Origin of the sequence: Stenotrophomonas sp. S49, from assembly GCF_016624905.1 — a bacterium.
In the GTDB taxonomy this organism is placed as follows: domain Bacteria; phylum Pseudomonadota; class Gammaproteobacteria; order Xanthomonadales; family Xanthomonadaceae; genus Stenotrophomonas.
The window spans coordinates 17,874-37,529 of the sequence record NZ_JACVUD010000017.1 but is presented as its reverse complement, the minus strand read 5'-3'; the positions used below and the strand labels follow the sequence as shown (position 1 = coordinate 37,529).

General features: G+C 67.3%; 18 protein-coding genes. 7 read left to right on the top strand and 11 right to left on the bottom strand.

The window, feature by feature from the left end:
* Positions 1–6: 6 nt before the first annotated feature.
* On the bottom strand, positions 7–1,032 hold the full coding sequence (locus IAE58_RS06025; protein ID WP_108752436.1) for an AI-2E family transporter: 1,026 nt from the start codon (positions 1,030–1,032) through the stop codon (positions 7–9).
* A gap of 92 nt (positions 1,033–1,124) precedes the next feature.
* On the opposite strand from IAE58_RS06025, the gene IAE58_RS06020 reads away from it, so the two are divergent.
* Positions 1,125–1,526 carry a hypothetical protein gene (locus tag IAE58_RS06020; protein WP_199932294.1) on the top strand — a complete coding sequence of 134 codons (402 nt, stop codon included), beginning with the start codon at positions 1,125–1,127 and terminating at the stop codon, positions 1,524–1,526.
* 27 nt (positions 1,527–1,553) lie between these two features.
* On the opposite strand, the gene IAE58_RS06015 is transcribed toward IAE58_RS06020, so the two are convergent.
* On the bottom strand, positions 1,554–2,561 hold the full coding sequence (locus tag IAE58_RS06015; protein WP_199932295.1) for a LacI family DNA-binding transcriptional regulator: 1,008 nt from the start codon (positions 2,559–2,561) through the stop codon (positions 1,554–1,556).
* 95 nt (positions 2,562–2,656) lie between these two features.
* On the opposite strand from IAE58_RS06015, the gene IAE58_RS06010 reads away from it, so the two are divergent.
* The 5 genes from IAE58_RS06010 to IAE58_RS05990 are packed head-to-tail and all read left to right on the top strand — an operon-like array spanning position 2,657 to position 7,292.
* Complete coding sequence (locus IAE58_RS06010; RefSeq protein ID WP_199932296.1) at positions 2,657–3,709, top strand: sugar phosphate isomerase/epimerase family protein; 1,053 nt, start codon at positions 2,657–2,659, stop codon at positions 3,707–3,709.
* Positions 3,710–3,736: 27 nt separating this feature from the next.
* Entirely contained in the window at positions 3,737–4,954 is a 1,218-nt protein-coding gene (locus IAE58_RS06005; protein WP_199932297.1) for a nucleoside permease, read from the top strand.
* Positions 4,955–4,966: 12 nt separating this feature from the next.
* A complete protein-coding gene (locus IAE58_RS06000; RefSeq protein ID WP_199932298.1) occupies positions 4,967–6,091 on the top strand; it encodes a Gfo/Idh/MocA family oxidoreductase in 1,125 nt (374 codons plus the stop codon).
* A 19-nt stretch (positions 6,092–6,110) separates the two neighbouring features.
* The gene (locus IAE58_RS05995; RefSeq protein ID WP_199932299.1) at positions 6,111–6,977 is read left to right on the top strand and encodes a sugar phosphate isomerase/epimerase; all 867 of its coding nucleotides are present in this window, start codon (positions 6,111–6,113) and stop codon (positions 6,975–6,977) included.
* Positions 6,978–6,995: 18 nt separating this feature from the next.
* A complete protein-coding gene (locus IAE58_RS05990; protein ID WP_199932300.1) occupies positions 6,996–7,292 on the top strand; it encodes a cytochrome c in 297 nt (98 codons plus the stop codon).
* A 9-nt stretch (positions 7,293–7,301) separates the two neighbouring features.
* Here the strand turns inward: IAE58_RS05990 and IAE58_RS05985 are convergent, their stop codons facing one another.
* From IAE58_RS05985 to ssb, 5 genes are all read right to left on the bottom strand, one after another.
* Positions 7,302–8,036 carry a DUF1080 domain-containing protein gene (locus IAE58_RS05985; protein WP_233614504.1) on the bottom strand — a complete coding sequence of 245 codons (735 nt, stop codon included), beginning with the start codon at positions 8,034–8,036 and terminating at the stop codon, positions 7,302–7,304.
* A 14-nt stretch (positions 8,037–8,050) separates the two neighbouring features.
* Positions 8,051–8,626 (bottom strand): gluconate 2-dehydrogenase subunit 3 family protein, encoded by a 576-nt coding sequence (locus IAE58_RS05980; RefSeq protein ID WP_199932302.1) that lies wholly within the window; start codon positions 8,624–8,626, stop codon positions 8,051–8,053.
* Positions 8,626–10,311, bottom strand: coding sequence for a GMC family oxidoreductase (locus IAE58_RS05975; protein ID WP_199932303.1), 1,686 nt, complete (start codon positions 10,309–10,311; stop codon positions 8,626–8,628). Before IAE58_RS05975 ends, IAE58_RS05980 begins: the two co-directional genes overlap by 1 nt.
* Before the next feature lie 27 nt (positions 10,312–10,338).
* Positions 10,339–11,241 carry a TIM barrel protein gene (locus IAE58_RS05970; RefSeq protein ID WP_199932304.1) on the bottom strand — a complete coding sequence of 301 codons (903 nt, stop codon included), beginning with the start codon at positions 11,239–11,241 and terminating at the stop codon, positions 10,339–10,341.
* Between the two features lie 202 nt (positions 11,242–11,443).
* Positions 11,444–12,049, bottom strand: a complete 606-nt coding sequence (gene ssb, locus IAE58_RS05965; protein ID WP_108761454.1) for a single-stranded DNA-binding protein — start codon at positions 12,047–12,049, stop codon at positions 11,444–11,446.
* A gap of 408 nt (positions 12,050–12,457) precedes the next feature.
* On the opposite strand from ssb, the gene IAE58_RS05960 reads away from it, so the two are divergent.
* Complete coding sequence (locus IAE58_RS05960) at positions 12,458–13,489, top strand: LacI family DNA-binding transcriptional regulator (RefSeq protein ID WP_108748864.1); 1,032 nt, start codon at positions 12,458–12,460, stop codon at positions 13,487–13,489.
* 200 nt (positions 13,490–13,689) lie between these two features.
* On the opposite strand, the gene IAE58_RS05955 is transcribed toward IAE58_RS05960, so the two are convergent.
* The 4 genes from IAE58_RS05955 to IAE58_RS05940 all read right to left on the bottom strand — a co-directional run bounded on the left by IAE58_RS05955 (position 13,690) and on the right by IAE58_RS05940 (position 19,587).
* A complete protein-coding gene (locus IAE58_RS05955) occupies positions 13,690–14,070 on the bottom strand; it encodes an SseB family protein (protein ID WP_199932305.1) in 381 nt (126 codons plus the stop codon).
* Between the two features lie 125 nt (positions 14,071–14,195).
* On the bottom strand, positions 14,196–15,911 hold the full coding sequence (locus IAE58_RS05950) for an alpha-amylase family glycosyl hydrolase (RefSeq protein WP_199932306.1): 1,716 nt from the start codon (positions 15,909–15,911) through the stop codon (positions 14,196–14,198).
* Positions 15,911–17,398: an MFS transporter gene (locus IAE58_RS05945; protein ID WP_199932307.1), complete on the bottom strand. Its 1,488-nt coding sequence runs from the start codon at positions 17,396–17,398 to the stop codon at positions 15,911–15,913. Before IAE58_RS05945 ends, IAE58_RS05950 begins: the two co-directional genes overlap by 1 nt.
* Entirely contained in the window at positions 17,395–19,587 is a 2,193-nt protein-coding gene (locus IAE58_RS05940; RefSeq protein ID WP_199932308.1) for a Six-hairpin glycosidase-like protein, read from the bottom strand. Before IAE58_RS05940 ends, IAE58_RS05945 begins: the two co-directional genes overlap by 4 nt.
* Positions 19,588–19,656 lie beyond the last annotated feature (69 nt).

Sequence of the window (19,656 nt, the reverse complement as noted above, 5' to 3'; positions counted from 1 at the left end):
CCGGAATCAGATCCAGCGCTGGTCCAGCAGCTCGCGCTTCACGTAGGCGTAGAACACCGGTGCGGCCACCAGCCCAGCCAGGCCGAAAGCCGCTTCCATCACCAGCATCGCCAGCAGCAGTTCCCACGCACGTGCCTGGATCTCACCGCCGACGATGCGCGCGTTGAGGAAGTACTCCAGCTTGTGGATGACGATCAGGTACAGCAGCGCCGCCACCGCCACGTAGAACGACACCGACAGCGCCACGATGGTGATGACGGTGTTGGAAATGATGTTGCCCACCACCGGCAGCAGGCCAGCCAGGAAGGTGATCAGCACCAGCGTCTTCGACAGCGGCAGGTGCACGCCGAACAGCGGCAGCACGCCCAGCAGGAACACCGCGGTGAACACCGTGTTGAGCAGCGAGATCTTCACCTGGGCGAACACCACCTGGCGGAAGGCCACCGCCAGGCGCGTGGTGCGGCCGACCAGTTCCTGCGCCAGCGGGCCCATCTTCGGCAACGGCAGCTCGTCGTACAGGGCGATCATCGCGCCCAGCACCATGCCGATCAGCACGCGCACGCCCACCTGCACCACCGACGTACCGGCCACGCCCAGCTGCCGCTGGTGTTCGGCGGCCCATTCGTTCAGCGCCTCGCGCAGCCGGGTCAGGTCTTCGGGAATGTAGGGCTGCAGCAGCGCGGGCACCTGGTGGCGCGAGGTGTTGAGGATGTCCATCAGCCGCGCCAGCAGCACGTCCGGGCCACCGGTCTCGTTGCGGAAGAACGAGGCCACGCCGATGCCGGCCAGCACCAGCGCACCGATGATGACCGCCGACAGCAGGATGACCGCGAAGGCGCGTGCGCGGCCCGGCGGCAGCTTGCCTTCCACGGTATTGGCCAGCACGTGGGTCAGCTGGAACACCAGCAGGCCCGACAGCAGGGTGACCACCAGGCCCAGCTTCAGTGCCAGCCACATGCCCAGCAGCATCAGCAGCCAGGCGGCGATGCGCGCGGCGGGGGGCTTGGGCAGGGCAAGGACGGCGTCGTTCATGGCGGTGCATTCCGGCGGGGTGGCCCATGGTAGTGGATTGTGCAGGCTCGGCCGGCGCACACTGGCGCCCCACCCTGCCGCAAGGACGCCCCATGTACCGTCTGCTGTGCATCCCCCTGCTTGCGCTCGCCGCCGGCAGCAGCTTCGCCGCCGACACCACGCCCGTACCGCCGCAGGTGCAGGCCGACGTGGAAGCCATCGCCCGCGAACTGCTGAAGGTGCAGCGCAGCGACGTCGAGCTGTCCTGCCCGAAGGCGGTGGAGAACGCGCGCTACGGTCTGGAAACGATGCTGGAAGTGGGGGCGAAGAACGCCGCTGGCGGCTACATCGATGCGGCGAAGTACGAGGCCATGGCCGCACCGATGCGCGATCTGCTGCCGCAGATCACTGAAGCCGACTGCGAAGCTGCAAGCGGTGGCCAGCGCGATTTCTACCAGTGCATGTCCAGCGACTACAACCACGTGCTGGCCTGCGCACAGGCGCACCTGAAGTAACCGCGCGCCCCGCCCTGCGGCCGCCGCTCAACCGTTGGCCGGGGCGGCCGTCGACCCGCGCAGCATCAGGCTGAAATCCAGCGTCTGCTGCAGGGGCACATCGACGCGCTCGATGATGGCCAGCAACAGGCTGACCGCACGCGCCCCGATGTCCCGCATCGGCTGGCGGATGGTGGTCAGCGGCGGCGTCAGGAAGCGCGACGAGGCCAGGTCGTCGAAGCCGACGATGGACACCTGGTCCGGCACGCGGATGCCGAGATCGCGGCATGCGGAAAGCGCACCCAGCGCCATCTGGTCGCTGAAGCAGAACACCGCGGTCGGTGCGAGCGGACGCGCGAGCAGTGCCGTGGCCGCCGCATGACCGGACTCCAGCGAGAAATCACCGGGTACGACGCTCAAGCCGCGCAGCCGACCGCGCGCCTTGCCCGCCGCGCGCACGCCTTCCAGCCGCTGCTGGTGCAACGGGTTGTCGGGCGGGCCGCCGACCACGGCGATGCGCTCATGGCCGAGGGCATACAGGTGTTCCATCACCGTGCGCGCAGCGGCGGCATTGTCGATATGCACGCTGGGAATGCCCAGCGCGGGATCGAATTCGCAGCCATTGACCACGGGCGCGGCCACGCCCAGCGCCTGCACGATCTCGCGCGCGGTGGGCGGCAGCCGATGGCCGAGCACGATCAGGCCATCGGCCTCGTTGCGCCGGAGCATCTGCGCGTAGCGTTCCTCGCGGTCGGGCTGGTGCTGGGTATCGCCCAGCAGTACCGCGTAGCCGACCGCCTGCGCGGCCTCTTCGGCGCCCTGCAGGATCTGCGCGAAGAACGGGTTGGCGATGTCCGGCACGGTCACCAGGATCTTGCCGCTGCGCTGGGTCTTCAGCGTGCGGGCCACCGTGTTGGGCACATAGCCCAGCTTGGCGGCCGCCTGTTCGATGCGCGCGCGGGTGGCCGGCAGCACTTTTTCCGGCCGCGACAGGGCCCGCGACACCGTCCCTGCGGAGACGCCTACGTGCTTTGCGATGTCGTAGATGGTTGCCATGGTCCTAGCTCCTGTTGCCGCTGTGCACTGCACAACGGATCTGCGGAAAGCCCATGCTAGGGTAATGCAATCGATTGCATCGAGGGCGAATCAACGTGGGGACGCTCAAGGGTCCGGCGCTTTTCCTGGCGCAGTTCATCGGCGACAAGGCTCCTTTTGATCGGCTGGACACGCTGGCCGGATGGGCCGCGGGGCTGGGCTATTCTGGCGTACAAGTGCCCACCACTGCGCCTCACCTGTTCGACCTGGCCGAGGCGGCGCGCAGCCAGGCCTACTGCGACGATGTCGCGGCCATGCTGGCCGGGCACGGTCTGCAGATCACCGAACTGTCGACCCACCTGCAGGGCCAGCTGGTCGCCGTCCACCCCGCCTATGACAGTCTGTTTGACGGGTTCGCACCGCCCGCGCAGCGCGGCGATCCGGCCGCCCGCCAGGCCTGGGCCGTCGATCAGCTGTTGCTGGCGGCCCAGGCCAGCCAGCGCCTGGGGCTGACCGCACATGCCACCTTCTCCGGCGCGCTGGCCTGGCCCTATCTGTATCCCTGGCCGCAGCGGCCCGCCGGTCTGGTGGACGCAGCCTTCGCCGAACTGGGCCGCCGCTGGCGCCCGATCCTCGATGCCTTCGATGCCTGCGGCGTGGACCTGTGTTTCGAGATCCATCCGGGCGAAGACCTGCACGACGGGGCAACCTTCGAGCGCTTCCTCGACGTGGTCGACCACCACCCCCGCGCGAAGATCCTGTACGACCCCAGCCACCTGCTGCTGCAGCAGATGGACTACCTGGGCTTCATCGACCGCTACCACGCGCGCATCGGCATCTTCCACGTGAAAGACGCCGAATACCACGCCAGTGCCCGCAGCGGCGTGTATGGCGGCTACCAGGACTGGATCGATCGCCCGGGCCGGTTCCGCTCGCTCGGCGATGGACAGGTGGACTTCAAGGGCATCTTCTCCAAATTCGCGCAGTACGACTTCCCCGGCTGGGCGGTGCTGGAATGGGAGTGCTGCCTGAAGCACCCCGAGGACGGCGCACGGGAGGGCGCCGCCTTCATCCGCGACCATATCATCCGGGTGACCGAGCGCGCCTTCGATGACTTCGCCGACAGTGGCACCGACGCCGCATCACTGCACCGCATGCTGGGAATCTGAGCCGACACCGCCCCGGGAGGGCAAGCCATGACGCACGCCATGTCGCGCTTGGGCGCGATGATGTTTCTGCAGTTCTTCATCTGGGGAGCGTGGTTCGTGACCCTCGGCACCTACCTGGTGCAGGGCCCGTTGCAGGCCAGCGCCAGCCAGGTGGCCACCGCATTTCTCAGCCAGTCCATCGGTGCGATCGTCGCCCCCTTCCTGGTCGGCCTGATCGCCGATCGCTACTTCGCCGCGCAGCGCATCCTGGCGGTGCTGCACCTGGCCGGCGCGGTGCTGATGTGGCTGGCCTCCACGGCCACCAGCTTCAGTTTGTTCTCCGCCTGCGTGATGGGCTACATGCTGCTGTTCATGCCGACGCTGGCGCTGGCCAACAGCGTGGCGATGCGGCACATGCAGTCGCCGGAAAAGCAGTTCCCGCTGGTGCGGGTGGCCGGCAGCATCGGCTGGATCATCGCCGGCGTGCTGATCGGCTGGCTGGGCTGGGAACAGGCGCACCGGCTTGAACTGACGTTCCGGATGGCGGCGGTGGCATCGCTGGTGCTGGGCCTGTACGCCTTCACCCTGCCGCATACGCCGCCGCTGGCGCAGCAACGCGATGCCGGGCTCGGGCAGATCCTCGGCCTGGATTCGCTGCGCCTGCTGAAATCGCGCGCCTACCTGGTGTTCTTCCTGGCCTCCATCGCCATCTGCATTCCGCTGTCGTTCTACTACAACTTCACCAACCCCTATCTCAACGACCTGGGCGTGCACGGCGCCGCCGGTCTGCAGTCGCTGGGCCAAGTGTCCGAAGTGCTGCTGATGCTGGCGATGCCGTTCCTGTTCGTGCGGCTGGGGGTGAAGACCATGCTGGCGGTGGGCATGGCTGCCTGGGTGCTGCGCTATGCGCTGTTTGCCTTCGGCGATGCCGGCAGCGGCTTCTCGCTGCTGGTCATCGGCATCGTGCTGCACGGCATCTGCTACGACTTCTTCTTCGTCACCGGGCAGATCTACACCGATGCACATGCCGGCCCGGCCGCGCGCAGCAGCGCCCAGGGCTTCATCACCCTGGCCACCTACGGCGTGGGTATGTTGATCGGCACCTTCCTGTCCGGCACGGTGGTGGAGCACTACACCACGGCCGCAGGGCCCGACTGGCAGCAGATCTGGCTGTTCCCCGCCGGCGTCGCACTGGTCGTGCTGATTGCCTTCCTGCTGCTGTTCCGCGACCGCCCCGCCGTTGCGGCGGCGCCAACCACGCACTGAGGAGCGCCGTCGATGCCCAAGCCTGGAATCGCCATCATCGGCACCGGTATGATCGCGGCGGTGCATCGCCGCGCCGCCCTGCTGGCCGGTGCCGAAGTGCGCGGCGTGGCGGCGTCCACGCCGCAGCGCGCGCGCGATGTGGCGCAGGCGTGGAATCTTGCGCGCGCCTACCGCGATATCGACGACGTGGTTGCCGATCCACAGGTGCAGGTCGTGCACGTGTGCACGCCCAATCACCTGCACCGGCCCATGGCGCAGGCCGCACTGGCCGCCGGCAAGCACGTGGTCTGCGAAAAGCCGCTGGCCACCACCCTGGCCGATGCGCAGGCGCTGGCCGCGCAGGCCGCATCCAGCGGCTTGGTGGCCACGGTGCCGTTCGTCTATCGCTACCACCCGGTGGTGCGGGAAGCGCGCGAGCGCATCGCCGCCGGCGACATCGGCCCCCTGCATCTCATCCACGGCAGCTACCTGCAGGACTGGTTGCTGGACCCGGCCAGCAACAACTGGCGCGTCGACCCGATGCTGGGCGGCACCTCGCGCGTATTCGCCGACATCGGCTCGCACTGGTGCGACCTGGTGGAATGGGTCAGCGGCGAGCGCTTCGCCGAAGTCAGCGCGGCCTTCGCGACGGTGATCGCCGAGCGCAGCGCCGGGGGCGCACAGAGCTTCAGCACACCGGCGGCAGGCGGCGCGACGCAGGCGGTGTCCAGCGAGGACGTGGCCACCGCGATGTTCCGTACCGGTGCAGGCACGCTGGCGTCGCTGACCGTCAGCCAGGTGTCGGCGGGCCGCCACAACCGCCTCTGGTTCGAGATCGACGGTGCCAACGCCAGCGTGGCCTTCAACCAGGAAGACCCCGAGCGGCTGTGGATCGGCCGGCCCGACCAGCGCGAGGAGACCTTCGTGCGCGGCCCAGGCGCCGGCAGCGACGAGCAGCGCCGCCTGTCGGCCTTGCCGCCGGGCCATGCGCAAGGCTACGCGCAGTGCTTCGAGGCGTTCGTCGCCGACACCTATCGCGCCATCGATGGCGAGCGGCCGCAAGGCCTGCCCACCTTCGAAGACGGCCTGCGCTCGGCACTGATCATCGAACGCGTCATCGCATCGGCCGGGTCGCGCGCCTGGGCCGCCATTGAATGAACCCCGGGAGCACGCACCGATGAAGGCATCAACAGGAAGGATCGCAACCTTGGCACTGCTGCTGCTCACTGCCCTGCCCGCGTTCGCCGCGGAAACCCGCAGCCCTGAAAAGCCCATCGCGGTGCAGATGTACACGCTGCGCAACGCCGGCACGCTCGACCAGCAACTGAAGATCGTCCACGACGCGGGCGTGCAGGCGGTGGAAACGGTCGGCACGCAGAACGTCAGCGCCGCCGAACTCAAGCAGCTGCTCGACAAGTACGGAATCAAGGCGATCTCCTCGCACACGGCACTGGCCGATCTGCGCAACGACCTCGATGGCGCGGTGGCCTTCAACCGCGCGATCGGCAACACCACGCTGGTGGTGCCCTACCTGGACAGCAAGGACCGCCCGCGCGATGCCGCAGGCTGGACCGCACTGGGCCAGGAACTGGGGCGCATCGCCAAACAGGTGCAGGCCCAGGGCATGCGCCTGGCCTACCACAACCATGATTTCGAGCTGGTCGACTTCGACGGCCGTACCGGTCTGGAACTGCTGTTCGACGCTGCCGGCCCCGACCTGCAGACCGAGTTGGACCTGGCCTGGGTGGCGCGTTCGGGCCATGACCCGGCGGTGATGCTGGGCAAGTTCCGCAGCCGCCTGTTCGCGGTGCACGCCAAGGACAACGCCGCCAAGGGCCAGGCCGAAGACGAAGGCGGATTCGCCGCCGTCGGCCAGGGCGTGCTGGACTGGAACGCGATCCTGCCGGCCGCGGCCGACGCGGGCGTGAAGTGGTACATCGTCGAGCACGACCAGCCGCGTGACCCGGCCAAGGTGATCCAGACCGGCGCCGACTACCTGCGCAAACACCTCACTGTCACCCTGCCCGCCCACGCATCGCGCTAGCCCGCCAAGGAGTTTCGTTTGAAAACCGTCCTGACCCTGGCCCTGACCCTGTGCACGGCGACCGCTGCGCTCCCCGCCTGGTGCAAGGAAGATCCCGCCGCCGGTGCCAAGCTGTACGCGACCAACTGCGTGGCCTGCCACGGCGCGGACCGTGCGGGCATGCCCGGCGCGTTCCCTGCGCTGACCGACATCGGCAAGCGGCTGCCGCCTGCCCAGATCAAGGAAAAGATCAGCAAGGGCGGCGGGCTGATGCCACCCTTCTCGCACCTGTCTGCGCAGGAGATCGATGACATCGCCAGCTTCCTGGCGAAATAGGCGCGGGCGTTACAGCTCGCGCACCCAGATGTTGCGGTAGCTGACCTTGGACGCGTGTTCCTGCAGATACAGCGGCGCGCATCCATGTGGCGAATACGACGGCGCACCGATGTATTCGGTCAGGCCCGCAAGCACGGTGTCGTTCTGTACCAGCACGCCGTTATGCAGCACGGTGATGCGCGCCGGCGAGGTCAGCCCGCCACCGGCCGAGAAGCGCGGCGCCTTCCAGATGATGTCGTACGCCTGCCACTGGCCCGGCGCGCGCGAGGCATTCACCAGCGGCATGGCCTGCTTGTAGATCGAACCGGCCTGGCCGTTGGCGTAGGTCGGATTGTCGTGGCTGTCGAGCACCTGCAGCTCGTAGCGCTCCTGCAGGAAGATGCCGCTGTTGCCACGGTCCTGGCCCTGGAAACCCTTCGTTTCAGTGGGGCTGCGCCACTCGACGTGCAACTGCATGTCGCAGAAATGCTGCCGGGTACGGATGCCCTTGCTACCCGGCACCACGGTCATCGCACCGTTGGCCACTGTCCACGGCACGCGACCGCCCTGCTCGGCCTCCCAGGCGGACACATCCTTGCCATCGAACAACACGATCGCATCGGACGGCGCCGCGCCAATCGGGGTTGCGACGGCAGGCACCGCTGCCCATACCTCGGTCTTTGTCGGGTCGCGCTCTGCGCCGGCCTGCGCGAACACCGGCACCGCCGCCAGCACGCCTGCGGCCATCAAGAAAGATCTGATCATCCTGTCATGCTCCATCAGCTGGTGGCCCAGGCCGGCGTGCCTGGCGCGTATGCCATGTCGCCATCGTAGCGTCCCGGCACGGCGACGTACTTCAGCACTTCGGTCGCGCCCGGCTTGGAGGTGAAGAAGCCGAAGATGGCCAGTTGCTTGATCATGGTGAACGGATGCGGCATCGCCTTCGCGGTCTCGGCGGTACCGGTCTCGCTCACGTCCACTGTGCGCCTGCGGGCTTCGGTATCCAGCGTGCGCAGCAGATCGGTGCGCGCCTCGGGTGCAAGCGCGACGAAGCTGCCGCCGGCGCGTTTGTCGATGTCGGCCAGGCCGGCACGGAACGTCGCCTGCTGCCGGGCGGTGTAGCAGTCGGTCACGAACCGCGCCATGAAGGCGCCGGTTGCCGCGTCCTTCGCGCCCGGCGTCTGCGTGCGTGGCAGGATGGTCTCGGCGATCTCATCGAGCGTGGCGATCTCGGCGTCGGTAAAGTGCACGCCCGCTGCGGCCTGCGGCAGCTTGCCGCTTGCCAGCGCAGGCAGGCCGACCATGGCCGCGCCGGTGGCGGCGACAATCATCTTCAACAGTTCACGGCGGTCCATCACAGATTCCCCGCTTTCAGTTCGCGCACCGCGTGATCGGCCGCCCGCGCGGTCAACGCCATATAGGTCAGCGACGGGTTCACGCAGGCACTGGAGGTCATGCACGCACCGTCGGTGACATAGACGTTGGGCGCATCCCAGACCTGGTTGTGCGCGTTCAGCACCGACGTCCTGCGGTCACGCCCCATGCGCGCGGTGCCCATCTCGTGGATGCCCTTGCCCGGGGCGTAGTCGTTGTCGTGCATCTCCACGTCCTTGACCCCGGCCGCTTCCAGCATCTCGGCCGCATCGGCGGCCATGTCCTTGCGCATCGCCTTTTCGTTCTCGCGCATCGCCACGTCCATCGCCAGCACCGGCAGCCCCCACTTGTCCTTGCGGTCGTGGTCCAGGCGGATCGTGTTGTCGTGGTGGGGCAGCATTTCGCCGAAGCCGGTCATGCCGATGCGCCAGTCGCCGGGCAGGCTCAGCGCCTCCGTCAGGTCGGCGCCGATGTTCAGCTCGGCAATCTCGCGCGACCAGCCGTTGCGACTGGCGCCGCCCTGGTAACCGAACCCGCGCAGGTAGCCGCGCTTGTCCGCCGCCACGTTGCGGAAGCGCGGTATGTAGAAGCCACAGGGTCGGCGGCCGAAGTAATACTTGTCGTCGTAGCCTTCCACGCGCCCCGAGGCGCCCGCACCGAAGTGATGGTCCATGACGTTGTGCCCCAGCTCGCCGGACGAGGACCCCAGGCCCCCTTCCCATACATCGGTTGCCGAGTTCATCAGCAGCCAGGTCGAATTGAACGAGGACGCGTTGAGGAAGATGACCTTGGCCGTGTACTCGTAGGTCTGGCCGGTCTCGGCGTCGAGGACCTGCACACCACGCGCGCGCTTGCGGTCCTTGTCGTAGAGCACTTCCTTGACGATCGAGAACGGACGCAATGTCAGGTTGCCGGTCTTCATCGCCGCCGGCAGCGTCGCTGCCTGGGTGGAAAAGTAGGCGCCAAACGGGCAGCCGAGGATGCACTTGTTGCGGTACTGGCAGTTGACCCGGCCCTGCTCGGGCATCGGCTTTGTGATGTTGGCGGTGCGCGAATGGATCATGTGGCGCGTGCCGCCGAAGGCTTTCTGGATCCGCGCGGCCACGTCCTTCTCGACGATGTTCAGCGGGATCGGCGGCAGGAACTCACCATCAGGCAGAACGTCCAACCCCTCGCGCGTGCCGGCGATGCCAGCGAACTTCTCCACGTGGTCGTACCACGGCGCGATGTCGGCATAGCGGATCGGCCAGTCGGTGGCGATGCCGTCCTTGAGGTTCGCTTCGAAATCCAGATCGGAGAAGCGATAGCTCTGCCGCCCCCACATCAGCGAACGGCCACCGACGTGGTAGCCGCGGAACCAGTCGAAGCGCTTCGTTTCGATGTAGGGCGAGTCCTGTTCGTCGGCCCACATGCCCTCCAGGTTCTCGGCCAGCGCATAGTCGCGCATCAGCACCGGGAAGGCCGCCTTCATCGCCTGGGTCGGCCGGTTGCGATGCGGGAAATCCCACGGCTCCTTCATCGCATTGACGTAGTCCTTCACGTGCTCGATGTTGCGCCCGCGTTCGAGCATCAGCACCTTCAGACCTTTCTCGGTCAGTTCCTTCGCTGCCCAACCGCCACTGATTCCCGAGCCAACAACGATGGCGTCGTAATGATTATCTGCCATGGGTCTATCACCTGGGTGGATATCGTTTCAGACGTCGCAGAGACGGATCGCCTCGCGCAATGAGCCAATGGGATCGGGCGCGGCAGGCATGAATTCCTGCGCCAGATACCCCTCAAAACCGGTGTCGCCGATCGCGCGACAGATGGCCGGATAGTTCAGTTCCTGCTGGTCGCCGATCTCGTGCCGGCCAGGCACGCCTGCGGTGTGGTAGTGCTTGAAGTACACGTGGTGCCGACCGATGGTGGCGATGATGTCGCCCTCCATGATCTGCATGTGGTAGATGTCGTACAGCAGGCCGAAATTGTTCGAACCCAGCCGCTTGCAAAGCGCCACGCCCCAGTCGGAGTGGTCGCACAGATAGTCGGGATGATCGACCCGGGAGTTCAGCAGCTCCATCACCAGCACCACGCCGCGCTTCTCGGCATGGCCGAGGATGCGCTTGAGCCCGGCCTCGGCATTGGCCAGGCCCTGCTGCGGGTCCATGCCATTGCGGTTGCCGGAGAAGCAGATGAGGTTGCGATAGCCGGCGTCGGCCACCTGATCGATGTGCCGCGTGTAGCGCAGAATCAGTTCATCGTGGAATTCGCGGCCGGCGAAGCCCTTGGTCAGGCCCAGCTCGGCACCGTTGCACATCGAGCTGTAGACGCCATGGGCCTTCAGGGTGGGCCAGTCCTCCGGGCCGACCAGATCGATGGCGGCGAAGCCAAGACCCTTCACGGTCTGGCAGAGCTGGGCGACCGACAACTGCGGGAAGGTCCAGCGAGCGACAGCGTGCTTCAGGCGGCCTTTGAGGGGTGCAGCATCGGCGAGGACTGGCCACGCGCCTGCAGCGGCAACACCCAGTCCCACGCCCCCGGCAAGTGCGACGCGCAATGCGTCCCGGCGTGTGATGCCCGGCGCCGGTGCCGGTCCGCTTGAATGAATGGCCATCCACTTCCCGGCCTCCCAACCGGTAGCAAACGCAAACGATTCACTGCAATGCAATCGATTGCACCATACGGGAGGAAGTATTTTTTTTGCAAGACGCGGTGCACGAAAACGCATGCTGCGGGGCACCACTGCGATGACATCGTGGAAAAAGAAAAGCCCCGCCTGAGCGGGGCTTTCTTTTCTGCTGCAGACGCGCGTTCGATCAGAACGGAATATCGTCGTCAGCGAAGTCGTCCATCGGCGGTGCCTGCTGCGGCTGCGGGCGCTGGTTGCCACCCTGGTTGCCATAACCGCCGCCCTGGTTGCCGCCCTGGTTGCCGTAGCCGCCACCCTGGTTGCCACCGCCCTGGTTGCCGTAACCACCGCCCTGGCCGCCACGCTGGCCGCCGCCGCCGTACTCCTGGCGCGGGGCCTGCTGGCGCTGCGGACGGTCGCCGCCGTAGTTACCACCACCACCGCCGCCGCCGCCGTCACCGCGGCCGCCCAGCATCTGCATTTCATCGGCAATGATGTCGGTGGAGTACTTCTCCACGCCATCCTGGCCGGTGTACTTGTCATAGCGCAGGCTGCCTTCGACGTAGACCGAGCTGCCCTTGCGCAGGTATTCGCCAGCGATCTCGCCCAGCTTGCCGAAGAACACCACGCGGTGCCATTCGGTGCGTTCCTGCTGGTTGCCGTCCTTGTCCTTGCGGACGCTGGTGGTGGCCAGGCTGATGCGGGTGATCGCCATGCCGCCCTGGGTGTACTTCACGTCCGGGTCGTTGCCGAGATTGCCGACCAGGATGACTTTGTTGATGCCGCGCGCCATAGGTACCTTCGTCCGTTGTCCAAGGGCAGGCCGCCAGTGATAGCACGCCGTGACCGGGCATGCCGTGGCCGGGGCCACCCTTGGTGAAATTTGGGGGATGCAAGAACGGTACATCTTAACATCGCCACCGGCCAGCGCCTGCCCTGCGACGACCGGCGCGGCCCGGCGGAACCCGGGAAAACCGTTGCAGGGCAATGATTTGCGGCTGAAGAACCGGGGCTCCACGGGCCGCCGTGACCCGCCCGGCGCGCAATCCGGCCGGTTCGATGCAGACAGTGGCGCAGCACGCGACCTGCGCCACGGCCATGGCAGATGCGGCACGGTCACGAGCGGGCCAACGCCTGTCTCGGCCGGGCCCACCGCATGGCATCATGCGTCCTGCACCGCCCGTTCTTCCCCACCCGGACAATGACGATCAAAGGCAAAGCCACTTCCCTGGACATCGCCCACCTGGCCGGGGTGTCCCAGCCCACGGTGTCGCGCGCCCTGCGTGGCAGTCCGATGGTGAATGCGGAAACCCGCGAGCGCATCCTGCGCATCGCCCGCGAGCTGAATTACAAGGTCGACAAGAACGCGTCCAGCCTGCGCCTGCGCAATGCCGGTACGCTGGCGCTGCTGTTCTTCGAAGATCCCACCAACGACGATTCGCTGATCAACCCGTTCTTCCATTCCATGCTGGGCTCGATCACCCGCGCCTGCGCCCTGCACGGGCAGGACCTGCTGGTGTCCTTCCAGCAGCTGTCCACCGACTGGCAGGCCGACTACGAAGACAGCAACAAGGCCGACGGCATCATCCTGCTGGGCTACGGCGATTACCACCAGTCGCGCGACCGCCTGCAGCGGCTGGTCGAACAGGGCACGCATTTCGTGCGCTGGGGTGCGGCCCTGCCCGGCCAGCCCGGGGTATCGATCGGCAGCGACAACTTCCAGGGCGGGCATGACATCACCGCCCATCTGCTAGACCAGGGTTGCCGCCGCATCGCCTTCCTCGGCCATGCGTCCAGCCATTACCCCGAATTCGAAGAGCGCTATCGCGGCCACGTGGCAGCGCTGCATGCGCGCGGGCTGCGTGCCGAGCCGGCATTGCAGCACGATGCGATCACCACCGAAGCGTCCGGCTACGAGGCCTGCCTGCAACTGCTGGGCAGCGGCGGCCCGATCGATGCGATCTGCGCGGCCAGCGACCTGATCGCCATTGGCGCGCTGCGTGCCCTGCGCGAACGCGGCCTGCGCGTGCCGCAGGATGTGGCGGTGACCGGCTTCGACGATATTCCGCTGGCGGCCTCGGTATCGCCGCCGTTGACCACCGTGCAGCAGGACACCAAGCAGGCCGGGCAGTTGCTGGTGGAAAAGCTGCTGGCGCTGATCAACGGCCAGCCGGTGGACGGCCTGAGCATTCCGGTGAAACTGGTCGCGCGCGAGTCCTCGCTGCACCGGTGACCGGTAGCGTCGAGCTTGCTCGACTGACGCACCCCGCCCGTAGAGTCGAGCTTGCTCGACTGGCCCCTTGGTAGAGTCGAGCTTGCTCGACTGCTGTGCGCAGAGCAGTCGAGCAAGCTCGACTCTACGAAGCAAAGCCAGAGCAGTCGAGCAAGCTCGACTCTACGAAGCAAAGCCAGGGCAGTCGAGCTAGCTCGACGCTACGCGAAGTCCTTCAGGATCTCGCCCACGCCGCTCGGGGAAACTTCGAAACCCAGCGGGGTGCCGGGGTTGATCACTACGCCGTAGCCACCGGGCACGCGGCGCAGCACGTCCAGCATCAGCCAGCGGATCTGGTGCGGCGCCTGCTGGCTGTAGATGCCCACACGCGCAGGGTCGGTGAATACCGCCACGTGCAGGGTGCCCTGCTTGTCGAACAGCAGCGGGTCGAAGCCGCTGCCGTCGGGGGTGACCAGGCTGCCGGTCAGCAGCACCACCTCGGAGGCCACGAAGGCTTCCATGAAGGCGCGGATCGGTACGGCTCCGTCCATGGCGGCCTTCAGCAGGGTTTCAATCGGGGTCTGCGGGGCAAGGTCGGTCATGGCGGTACGGCAGGCAATCAGGGGGGCCCATTGTAGAGTCGAGCTTGCTCGACTGCGCGAAGAGCGTGCCAACCAAGGTTGGCACCTACCAGAGCGGTAGCGCCGGGCCATGCCCGGCGGCGCCCTCAGCGCCCCAGCCGCTGGTCCCGCGCCTGCTGGTCGGCCATCGCCTTGGCCAGTTCGGCCTGCAGCGCTGGCTGCTTCACCTGCGCATCCAGCACATACACCTTCACCCCGTGCGCGGGTACCTCGGTCTGCAGACGGCCCTTCACCTTCACTTCGCCGCCGCCCAGCGCATCGCGCCAGGTGCCGGCCTGCAGGTAGCGCTCCACGCTGAAGGTCTTCGCCGCATCGCCCTTGTTCAGCAGCACCAGCGCCGTCTGCGCCACATCGCCGTGCTGCAGCACGCGCAGGAACACCGCTTCATCACCCTGCAGGCGCTCGTTCACCTGCAAGCCGCGCTGTAGGGCCGGGGTGGCTTCGCGCAGCTTGGCGATGCGCTGCAGCGGCGCGAAGATCGGGCTCTGCGGCGCGGCGTCCACGCGCCGCTGGCCGAAGTAGGCGCGGTTGCCGGCATGTTCGGCGCGGCCGCGCATGAATCCGGTTTCCGAACCGTAATAGACCACCGGAATGCCGCGTGCGGTGAACAGCCAGTTGTGCGCGTCGATGAAGCCGTTGTCGCTGGCCTGCAGGCGCGGCATGTCGTGGTTGTCGTAGAAGCTCATCAGCTCGTACGGGTTGGCATACGGCCCGCCACTCAGGTGCAGCGGTTCGGCCAGGGTTTCAAAGCCCTTGCCAGCGGTGCCGAAGGTCTGTTCCAGCGCGCCGCGCAGCGGGAAATCCAGCACGCTGACGTTGGCATTGGCCGGCCAGGTGTGCTCGGCAATGCTGGCCGCGTTGTAATCGAAGGCTTCGCCGAACATGAACATGCCCGGGTGCTGCGCCCGGATGCGGCTGACGAATTCATGCCACCACGGGTGTGGCAGCCAGCCGATGGTGTCGATGCGCAGCGCATCCACGCCCTGCGCGGTCCACTGCAGGTACGCCCCCACCAGATAATCCATCACCGCCGGGTTGTTCTGGTTGAAGTCGGACAGCTCGGCCAGGTTGCCGTCGAAGATCGAGCCGTTCTTGCTGTCGACCGGGCCGATGTTGTTGTAGAAGGCGTGCAGCGGGTTGTGCTGCGGGTCCAGCTTCTGCGGCGGCAGGTTCTGGTGGTCGGCAACCAGCTTCCCATCCTTGTCGAAGATCTGGCCGAACTGCGGCTGCCGCTTCGGCATGGTCCATGCCGGCGAACCATGGTTGCCGACGATGTCCAGCACCACCTTCAGGCCGGCATCGTGCAGTCCCTTGTTCAGGCCGGCGAAATCCAGATCCTTGCTGGGCAGGTGCTCGTCGAGCTTGTAGAAGTTGATGCCCCAGTAGCCGTGGTAGCCGGTCTTGCCGCGGTCGGTCAGCGTGCTGGTGCAGCTGATCGCCTTGCTGCCGGTAAAGGCTTCGTCCGGGTTGTCGACGATGGGGGTGATCCATACCGCACCGAAACCGAGGTTGCGGATGTACTGCGCGTTGTCCAGCACGCCGCGAAAATCGCCGCCCAGGTAGCCGATGTTGCCATCCACCTTGTCCGGGCACGGCACCGGAATATCGAACGTGCGGTGCTTGCCGCCCTGGTCGCGGTGGTCGTTGGACGGATCGCCATTGACGAAGCGATCGGTCACCACGAAGTACACCGCATCGCTGGCGAACGGCTCGGTGGTGCCGACATACGCCGGGCGCGGCGCGGCCATGGCCTGGCCGGCAAACAGGGCTACACAGACAGCAACAGGCAACACAGCACGCATCACACCACCTCCGAACGCGACGGAACCCGCAGCACGCACACACCGGCCAGCAGCAGGCTGCAGCCACCCAGCACCAGCACGTGCATCGGCTGGCCGCCCAGCCATGCGCGCAGGGCAAAGCCAAGCGCACTGGCCGCGACCAACTGCGGGATCACAATGAAGAAATTGAAGATGCCCATGTACACGCCCATCTTCCTGGCCGGCACACTGTCAGACAGCAGGGCATACGGCAGCGACAGGATCGACGCCCAGGCAAAACCCACGCCCACCATCGACAGCAGCAGCCAGTGCGGATCGCGGATGAACATCAGCGAGATCAGGCCGGCGCCGCCCAGCCACAGATTCACCAGGTGGCTCCAGCGCAGGCCCACGGCACGCACCATCAACGGAATGACCAGCGCGGCCAGCGCGGCAAAGCCGTTGTACGCGCCGAACAGCACGCCCACCCAGTTGGCACCTTCGTTGTAGGCGGCCGACTGCGGATCGGTGGAACCGAAGTGGGTGCCGGCCACCGCGGCCGTGGTGTAGATCCACATGGCAAACAAGGCGAACCACGAGAAGAACTGCACCCAGGCCAGGCGCCGCATGGTGATGGGCATCGCCCGCAGATCGTCGACGATCGCCGCCAGCATGTGGGTGCCCGGCAGCGATCGGGCCACCGCCAGCAGCAGGCCGTAGCCCGCGCACAGGCCGGCCAGCACGTACAGCATCTTGTCGCCCTGGCGCCAGGCGATCAGCACCGCCAGCAGCAGGCCCACGCCCAGCCACAGCGCCACCTGCGCCCACGGCGCGGGGCCGTTCACTGCGGCGGCAGCGTGGTGTGCCGGCGGTTCGGCGTCATCGAAGCCGGCCAGCTCGGTGGGCGAATACTCACGCGTGCTGACCACGGTCCAGGTGATCGCTGCCAGCAGCACCACGGCACCGAAGTAGAACGCATAGCGCACCGTGTCCGGCACTTCGCCGGCGGCCGCCGTATTGGCCACGCCGAAGTGGGCCAGGATGAACGGCAGGAAGCTGGCCACGATCGCACCCACGCCAATGAAGAAGCTCTGCATGGCGTAGCCGGTGGGCCGCTGGCGCGGGGCCAACTGGTCGCCAACGAACGCGCGGAACGGTTCCATCGACACGTTGATGGAGGCATCGAGCACCCACAGCGTGCCGGCGGCGATCCACAGCGTGGGCGAATTGGGCATCACCAGCAGCGCCAGCGTCGTCAGCACCGCGCCGATCATGAAGAACGGCCGGCGTCGCCCCCAGCGCGTCCAGGTGCGGTCAGACAGGTAGCCGATCACCGGCTGCACCAGCAGACCGGTCAGCGGCGCGGCGATCCACAGCCCCGGCACCGACTCCATGTCCGCACCCAGCGTTTCGAAGATGCGGCTGGCGTTGGCATTCTGCAGGGCAAAACCGAACTGGATGCCGAGAAAGCCGAAGCACATGTTCCAGATCTGCCAGAACGACAACTGCGGTTTGGCAGGACGGCTCATCGGCTACCCTCGACTGCGGCCACCGGCGCCACCTTCAGCGCCTGCACCTGGGCCTGGTTGAGCACGCCATCGCGCCCACCCTTGCCGCCGGTGTAGTGCGCGAAGTGCTGCAGCGCGCTCATGTTGAAGCCCTCTTCCAGCTTCACCGTGCATCGTCCCTTGGGCACGCTGAAGGTTGCGGCGGTGGAATCCTGCGCAGCCACGCTGTGCGGCAGCGTCACCGTCAGGCGCTGCGCGGGCTGGCCCGCGCACTGCACCGCCAGCTGCTTCACCGCGGCGGTCACCCCGGTGTTGATCGGGCCATTGGGGTTGTTGTACTGCAGGCGCAGCCGCACCGGCCCGGCCTTGGCCGCAGTGAACTGCCACTGGCGCGCGCCGCGCAGCACCTGCTGCGGGCCGACACACAGCATCGGGCTGTGCAGCGATTCCAGCGCGCCCTCGCGGCGGGTCAGGCTCAGGCAGTGCTGCAGGCCGTCATCGCCCAGGCGTGCCACGCCCTTGCTGATCGCCGTCACTGCGCGGCCGTCCTGCCACAGCACCTGGCCCTCGGCCACCGGCACGGTCCAGCCCTTGCCGCTGCGCCGCGCCTGCGGTGCGGCCGGGGTTGCCGGCGCGCGCGCATTGGCATCGGCGGTGCTGGCGGGCAGCGCGCGCGACGGCGCGGCCACCAGCTGCACCGTGGTGGTGGTGCCGCGCGTCTTCACCTTGCCGGCCACCAGCAGGCCATCACCCACCTGCTTCGGGCGCTCCAGCACGTAGCGCTTGCCGTTGGCGTCCAGGCTGATGCGGCGCTGCTTGCCGAACAGCTCGGGCACCAGCGCAGCCGGCAGTTTGGGCTGCACGCTGCCATCGTCCTGCACGCCGAACACCCCTTCGGTGACCATGGCCAGGTAGCCGGCCACCGACCACAGCTGGCGCTCGGAATTGACCACCGGCCCGCTCAGCGCGCCTTCGTCCACATGCACGGCCTGGCTGACCAGTTCGTAGTTCTCCATGTTGGAACCGGCCAGCGCCGCGCCCTGCATCAGCGAGCGGATCTCGGCGGCGATGCGCGGCGCGTCGTCCAGCTTGCGCGCGGCGCGCAGCGAATAGGCGCTGACGAACGGCCAGATGGCGCGGTTGTGGTAGATCGGCTGCTGCGCTTCCTGCGGCCACACCACCGGGCTGCCGGCCGGCCCCATCGGGTAAGCGGCCAGCGCACGCTGTGCGCGCTCGGCGGGCAGCACGTCGGCCAGGATGCCCAGCGACAGGCCCAGCAGGTCCACCTTGGCGTACGGCACCGGGTGCGCCGCTTCGCCGATGTAGCTCATGTACTGGCCCATGTCCTGCCGCCAAAAGCGCGCATCGATCTGCAGCGCCAGCGCATCGGCCCAGGCCTTGTACTGCTCGGCGCGCTCGTCGCCCAGCTGCGCGGCCATCTGCTGGGCCAGGCGCAGGGCCTGGTAATGCAGCACGTTGGTGGACAGCGCGTAGGAATCGCCGATGAAGCGCACGTTCTCGCGCGTCCAGTCCGGGTAGGTCTGCTCGCGCCAATCCAGGAACGAAGTCTCGCCGCGGTACAGGCCCATCTGCGGGTCGAACACCATCGCCCGGTCCTGCGCCAACGTGCCCTGCAGCGCCTGCCAGACCTGGTCGGCGAAGGCCGCATCATCCAGCAGATGGCGCGCGGCCAGGAACCACACCACGCGGTCGCTGCTGATCGGCCAACTGCCGCCCGAGCCAGTGTCCTGGGCCACGAACAGGCCGGGGGTATGGCCATCGCGCGCGGCCGACAGCTTGAACTGCAGCGACTGCCGGGTGCGCTGCGGGTCCAGTTTCGCCAGCGCCAGGTCGGCAGCGAAGCTGACATCGCGGGTCCACACGTACGGCCAGCGCGCGCCGGTCTGGAAGCAGTCGCAGGGCACCGGGCGGCCTTCATCGAAGGCCGGATCGCGGATCGCGTCCACGCGGTCCTGGTCCATTTCCTGCTGGGCCAGGGCGAACAGCGCATCGAACATCACGCTGCCGGTCTGGCTGCGCATGGGCGCGGCGGCAATGCGCACCTCGCCCTTGGGCGCATGCAGCACGAAGCTGCCCTTGGCAGCGGTTTCGGCACGCGCGTGGCGGCCGTTGAATTCCAGGTCGGCCGCGTGCGCGGTCGTTCCCAGCGCTGCCCCCAGGGCAGCCGTCAGGCAAATGATCTTCAGCATCGAAGCGGCAGACCGGCTTGCGCCCGTCGACCTCCCTCCCTCTCTGCACCGTTGTGGGTCCGCGCCACC

Bases quoted from the DNA above. Each gene is read 5' to 3' on its own strand.
- IAE58_RS05950 (WP_199932306.1), bottom strand. From the start codon at position 15,911: ATGCGTGCTGTGTTGCCTGTTGCTGTCTGTGTAGCCCTGTTTGCCGGC.
- IAE58_RS06000 (WP_199932298.1), top strand. From the start codon at position 4,967: ATGCCCAAGCCTGGAATCGCCATCATCGGCACCGGTATGATCGCGGCG.
- IAE58_RS05980 (WP_199932302.1), bottom strand. From the start codon at position 8,626: ATGGACCGCCGTGAACTGTTGAAGATGATTGTCGCCGCCACCGGCGCG.
- IAE58_RS05995 (WP_199932299.1), top strand. From the start codon at position 6,111: ATGAAGGCATCAACAGGAAGGATCGCAACCTTGGCACTGCTGCTGCTC.
- IAE58_RS05985 (WP_233614504.1), bottom strand. From the start codon at position 8,036: ATGATCAGATCTTTCTTGATGGCCGCAGGCGTGCTGGCGGCGGTGCCG.
- IAE58_RS06025 (WP_108752436.1), bottom strand. From the start codon at position 1,032: ATGAACGACGCCGTCCTTGCCCTGCCCAAGCCCCCCGCCGCGCGCATC.
- IAE58_RS05960 (WP_108748864.1), top strand. From the start codon at position 12,458: ATGACGATCAAAGGCAAAGCCACTTCCCTGGACATCGCCCACCTGGCC.
- IAE58_RS06015 (WP_199932295.1), bottom strand. From the start codon at position 2,561: ATGGCAACCATCTACGACATCGCAAAGCACGTAGGCGTCTCCGCAGGG.
- IAE58_RS05955 (WP_199932305.1), bottom strand. From the start codon at position 14,070: ATGACCGACCTTGCCCCGCAGACCCCGATTGAAACCCTGCTGAAGGCC.
- IAE58_RS05970 (WP_199932304.1), bottom strand. From the start codon at position 11,241: ATGGCCATTCATTCAAGCGGACCGGCACCGGCGCCGGGCATCACACGC.
- IAE58_RS06020 (WP_199932294.1), top strand. From the start codon at position 1,125: ATGTACCGTCTGCTGTGCATCCCCCTGCTTGCGCTCGCCGCCGGCAGC.
- IAE58_RS05940 (WP_199932308.1), bottom strand. From the start codon at position 19,587: ATGCTGAAGATCATTTGCCTGACGGCTGCCCTGGGGGCAGCGCTGGGA.
- ssb (WP_108761454.1), bottom strand. From the start codon at position 12,049: ATGGCGCGCGGCATCAACAAAGTCATCCTGGTCGGCAATCTCGGCAAC.
- IAE58_RS05975 (WP_199932303.1), bottom strand. From the start codon at position 10,311: ATGGCAGATAATCATTACGACGCCATCGTTGTTGGCTCGGGAATCAGT.
- IAE58_RS05945 (WP_199932307.1), bottom strand. From the start codon at position 17,398: ATGAGCCGTCCTGCCAAACCGCAGTTGTCGTTCTGGCAGATCTGGAAC.
- IAE58_RS06005 (WP_199932297.1), top strand. From the start codon at position 3,737: ATGACGCACGCCATGTCGCGCTTGGGCGCGATGATGTTTCTGCAGTTC.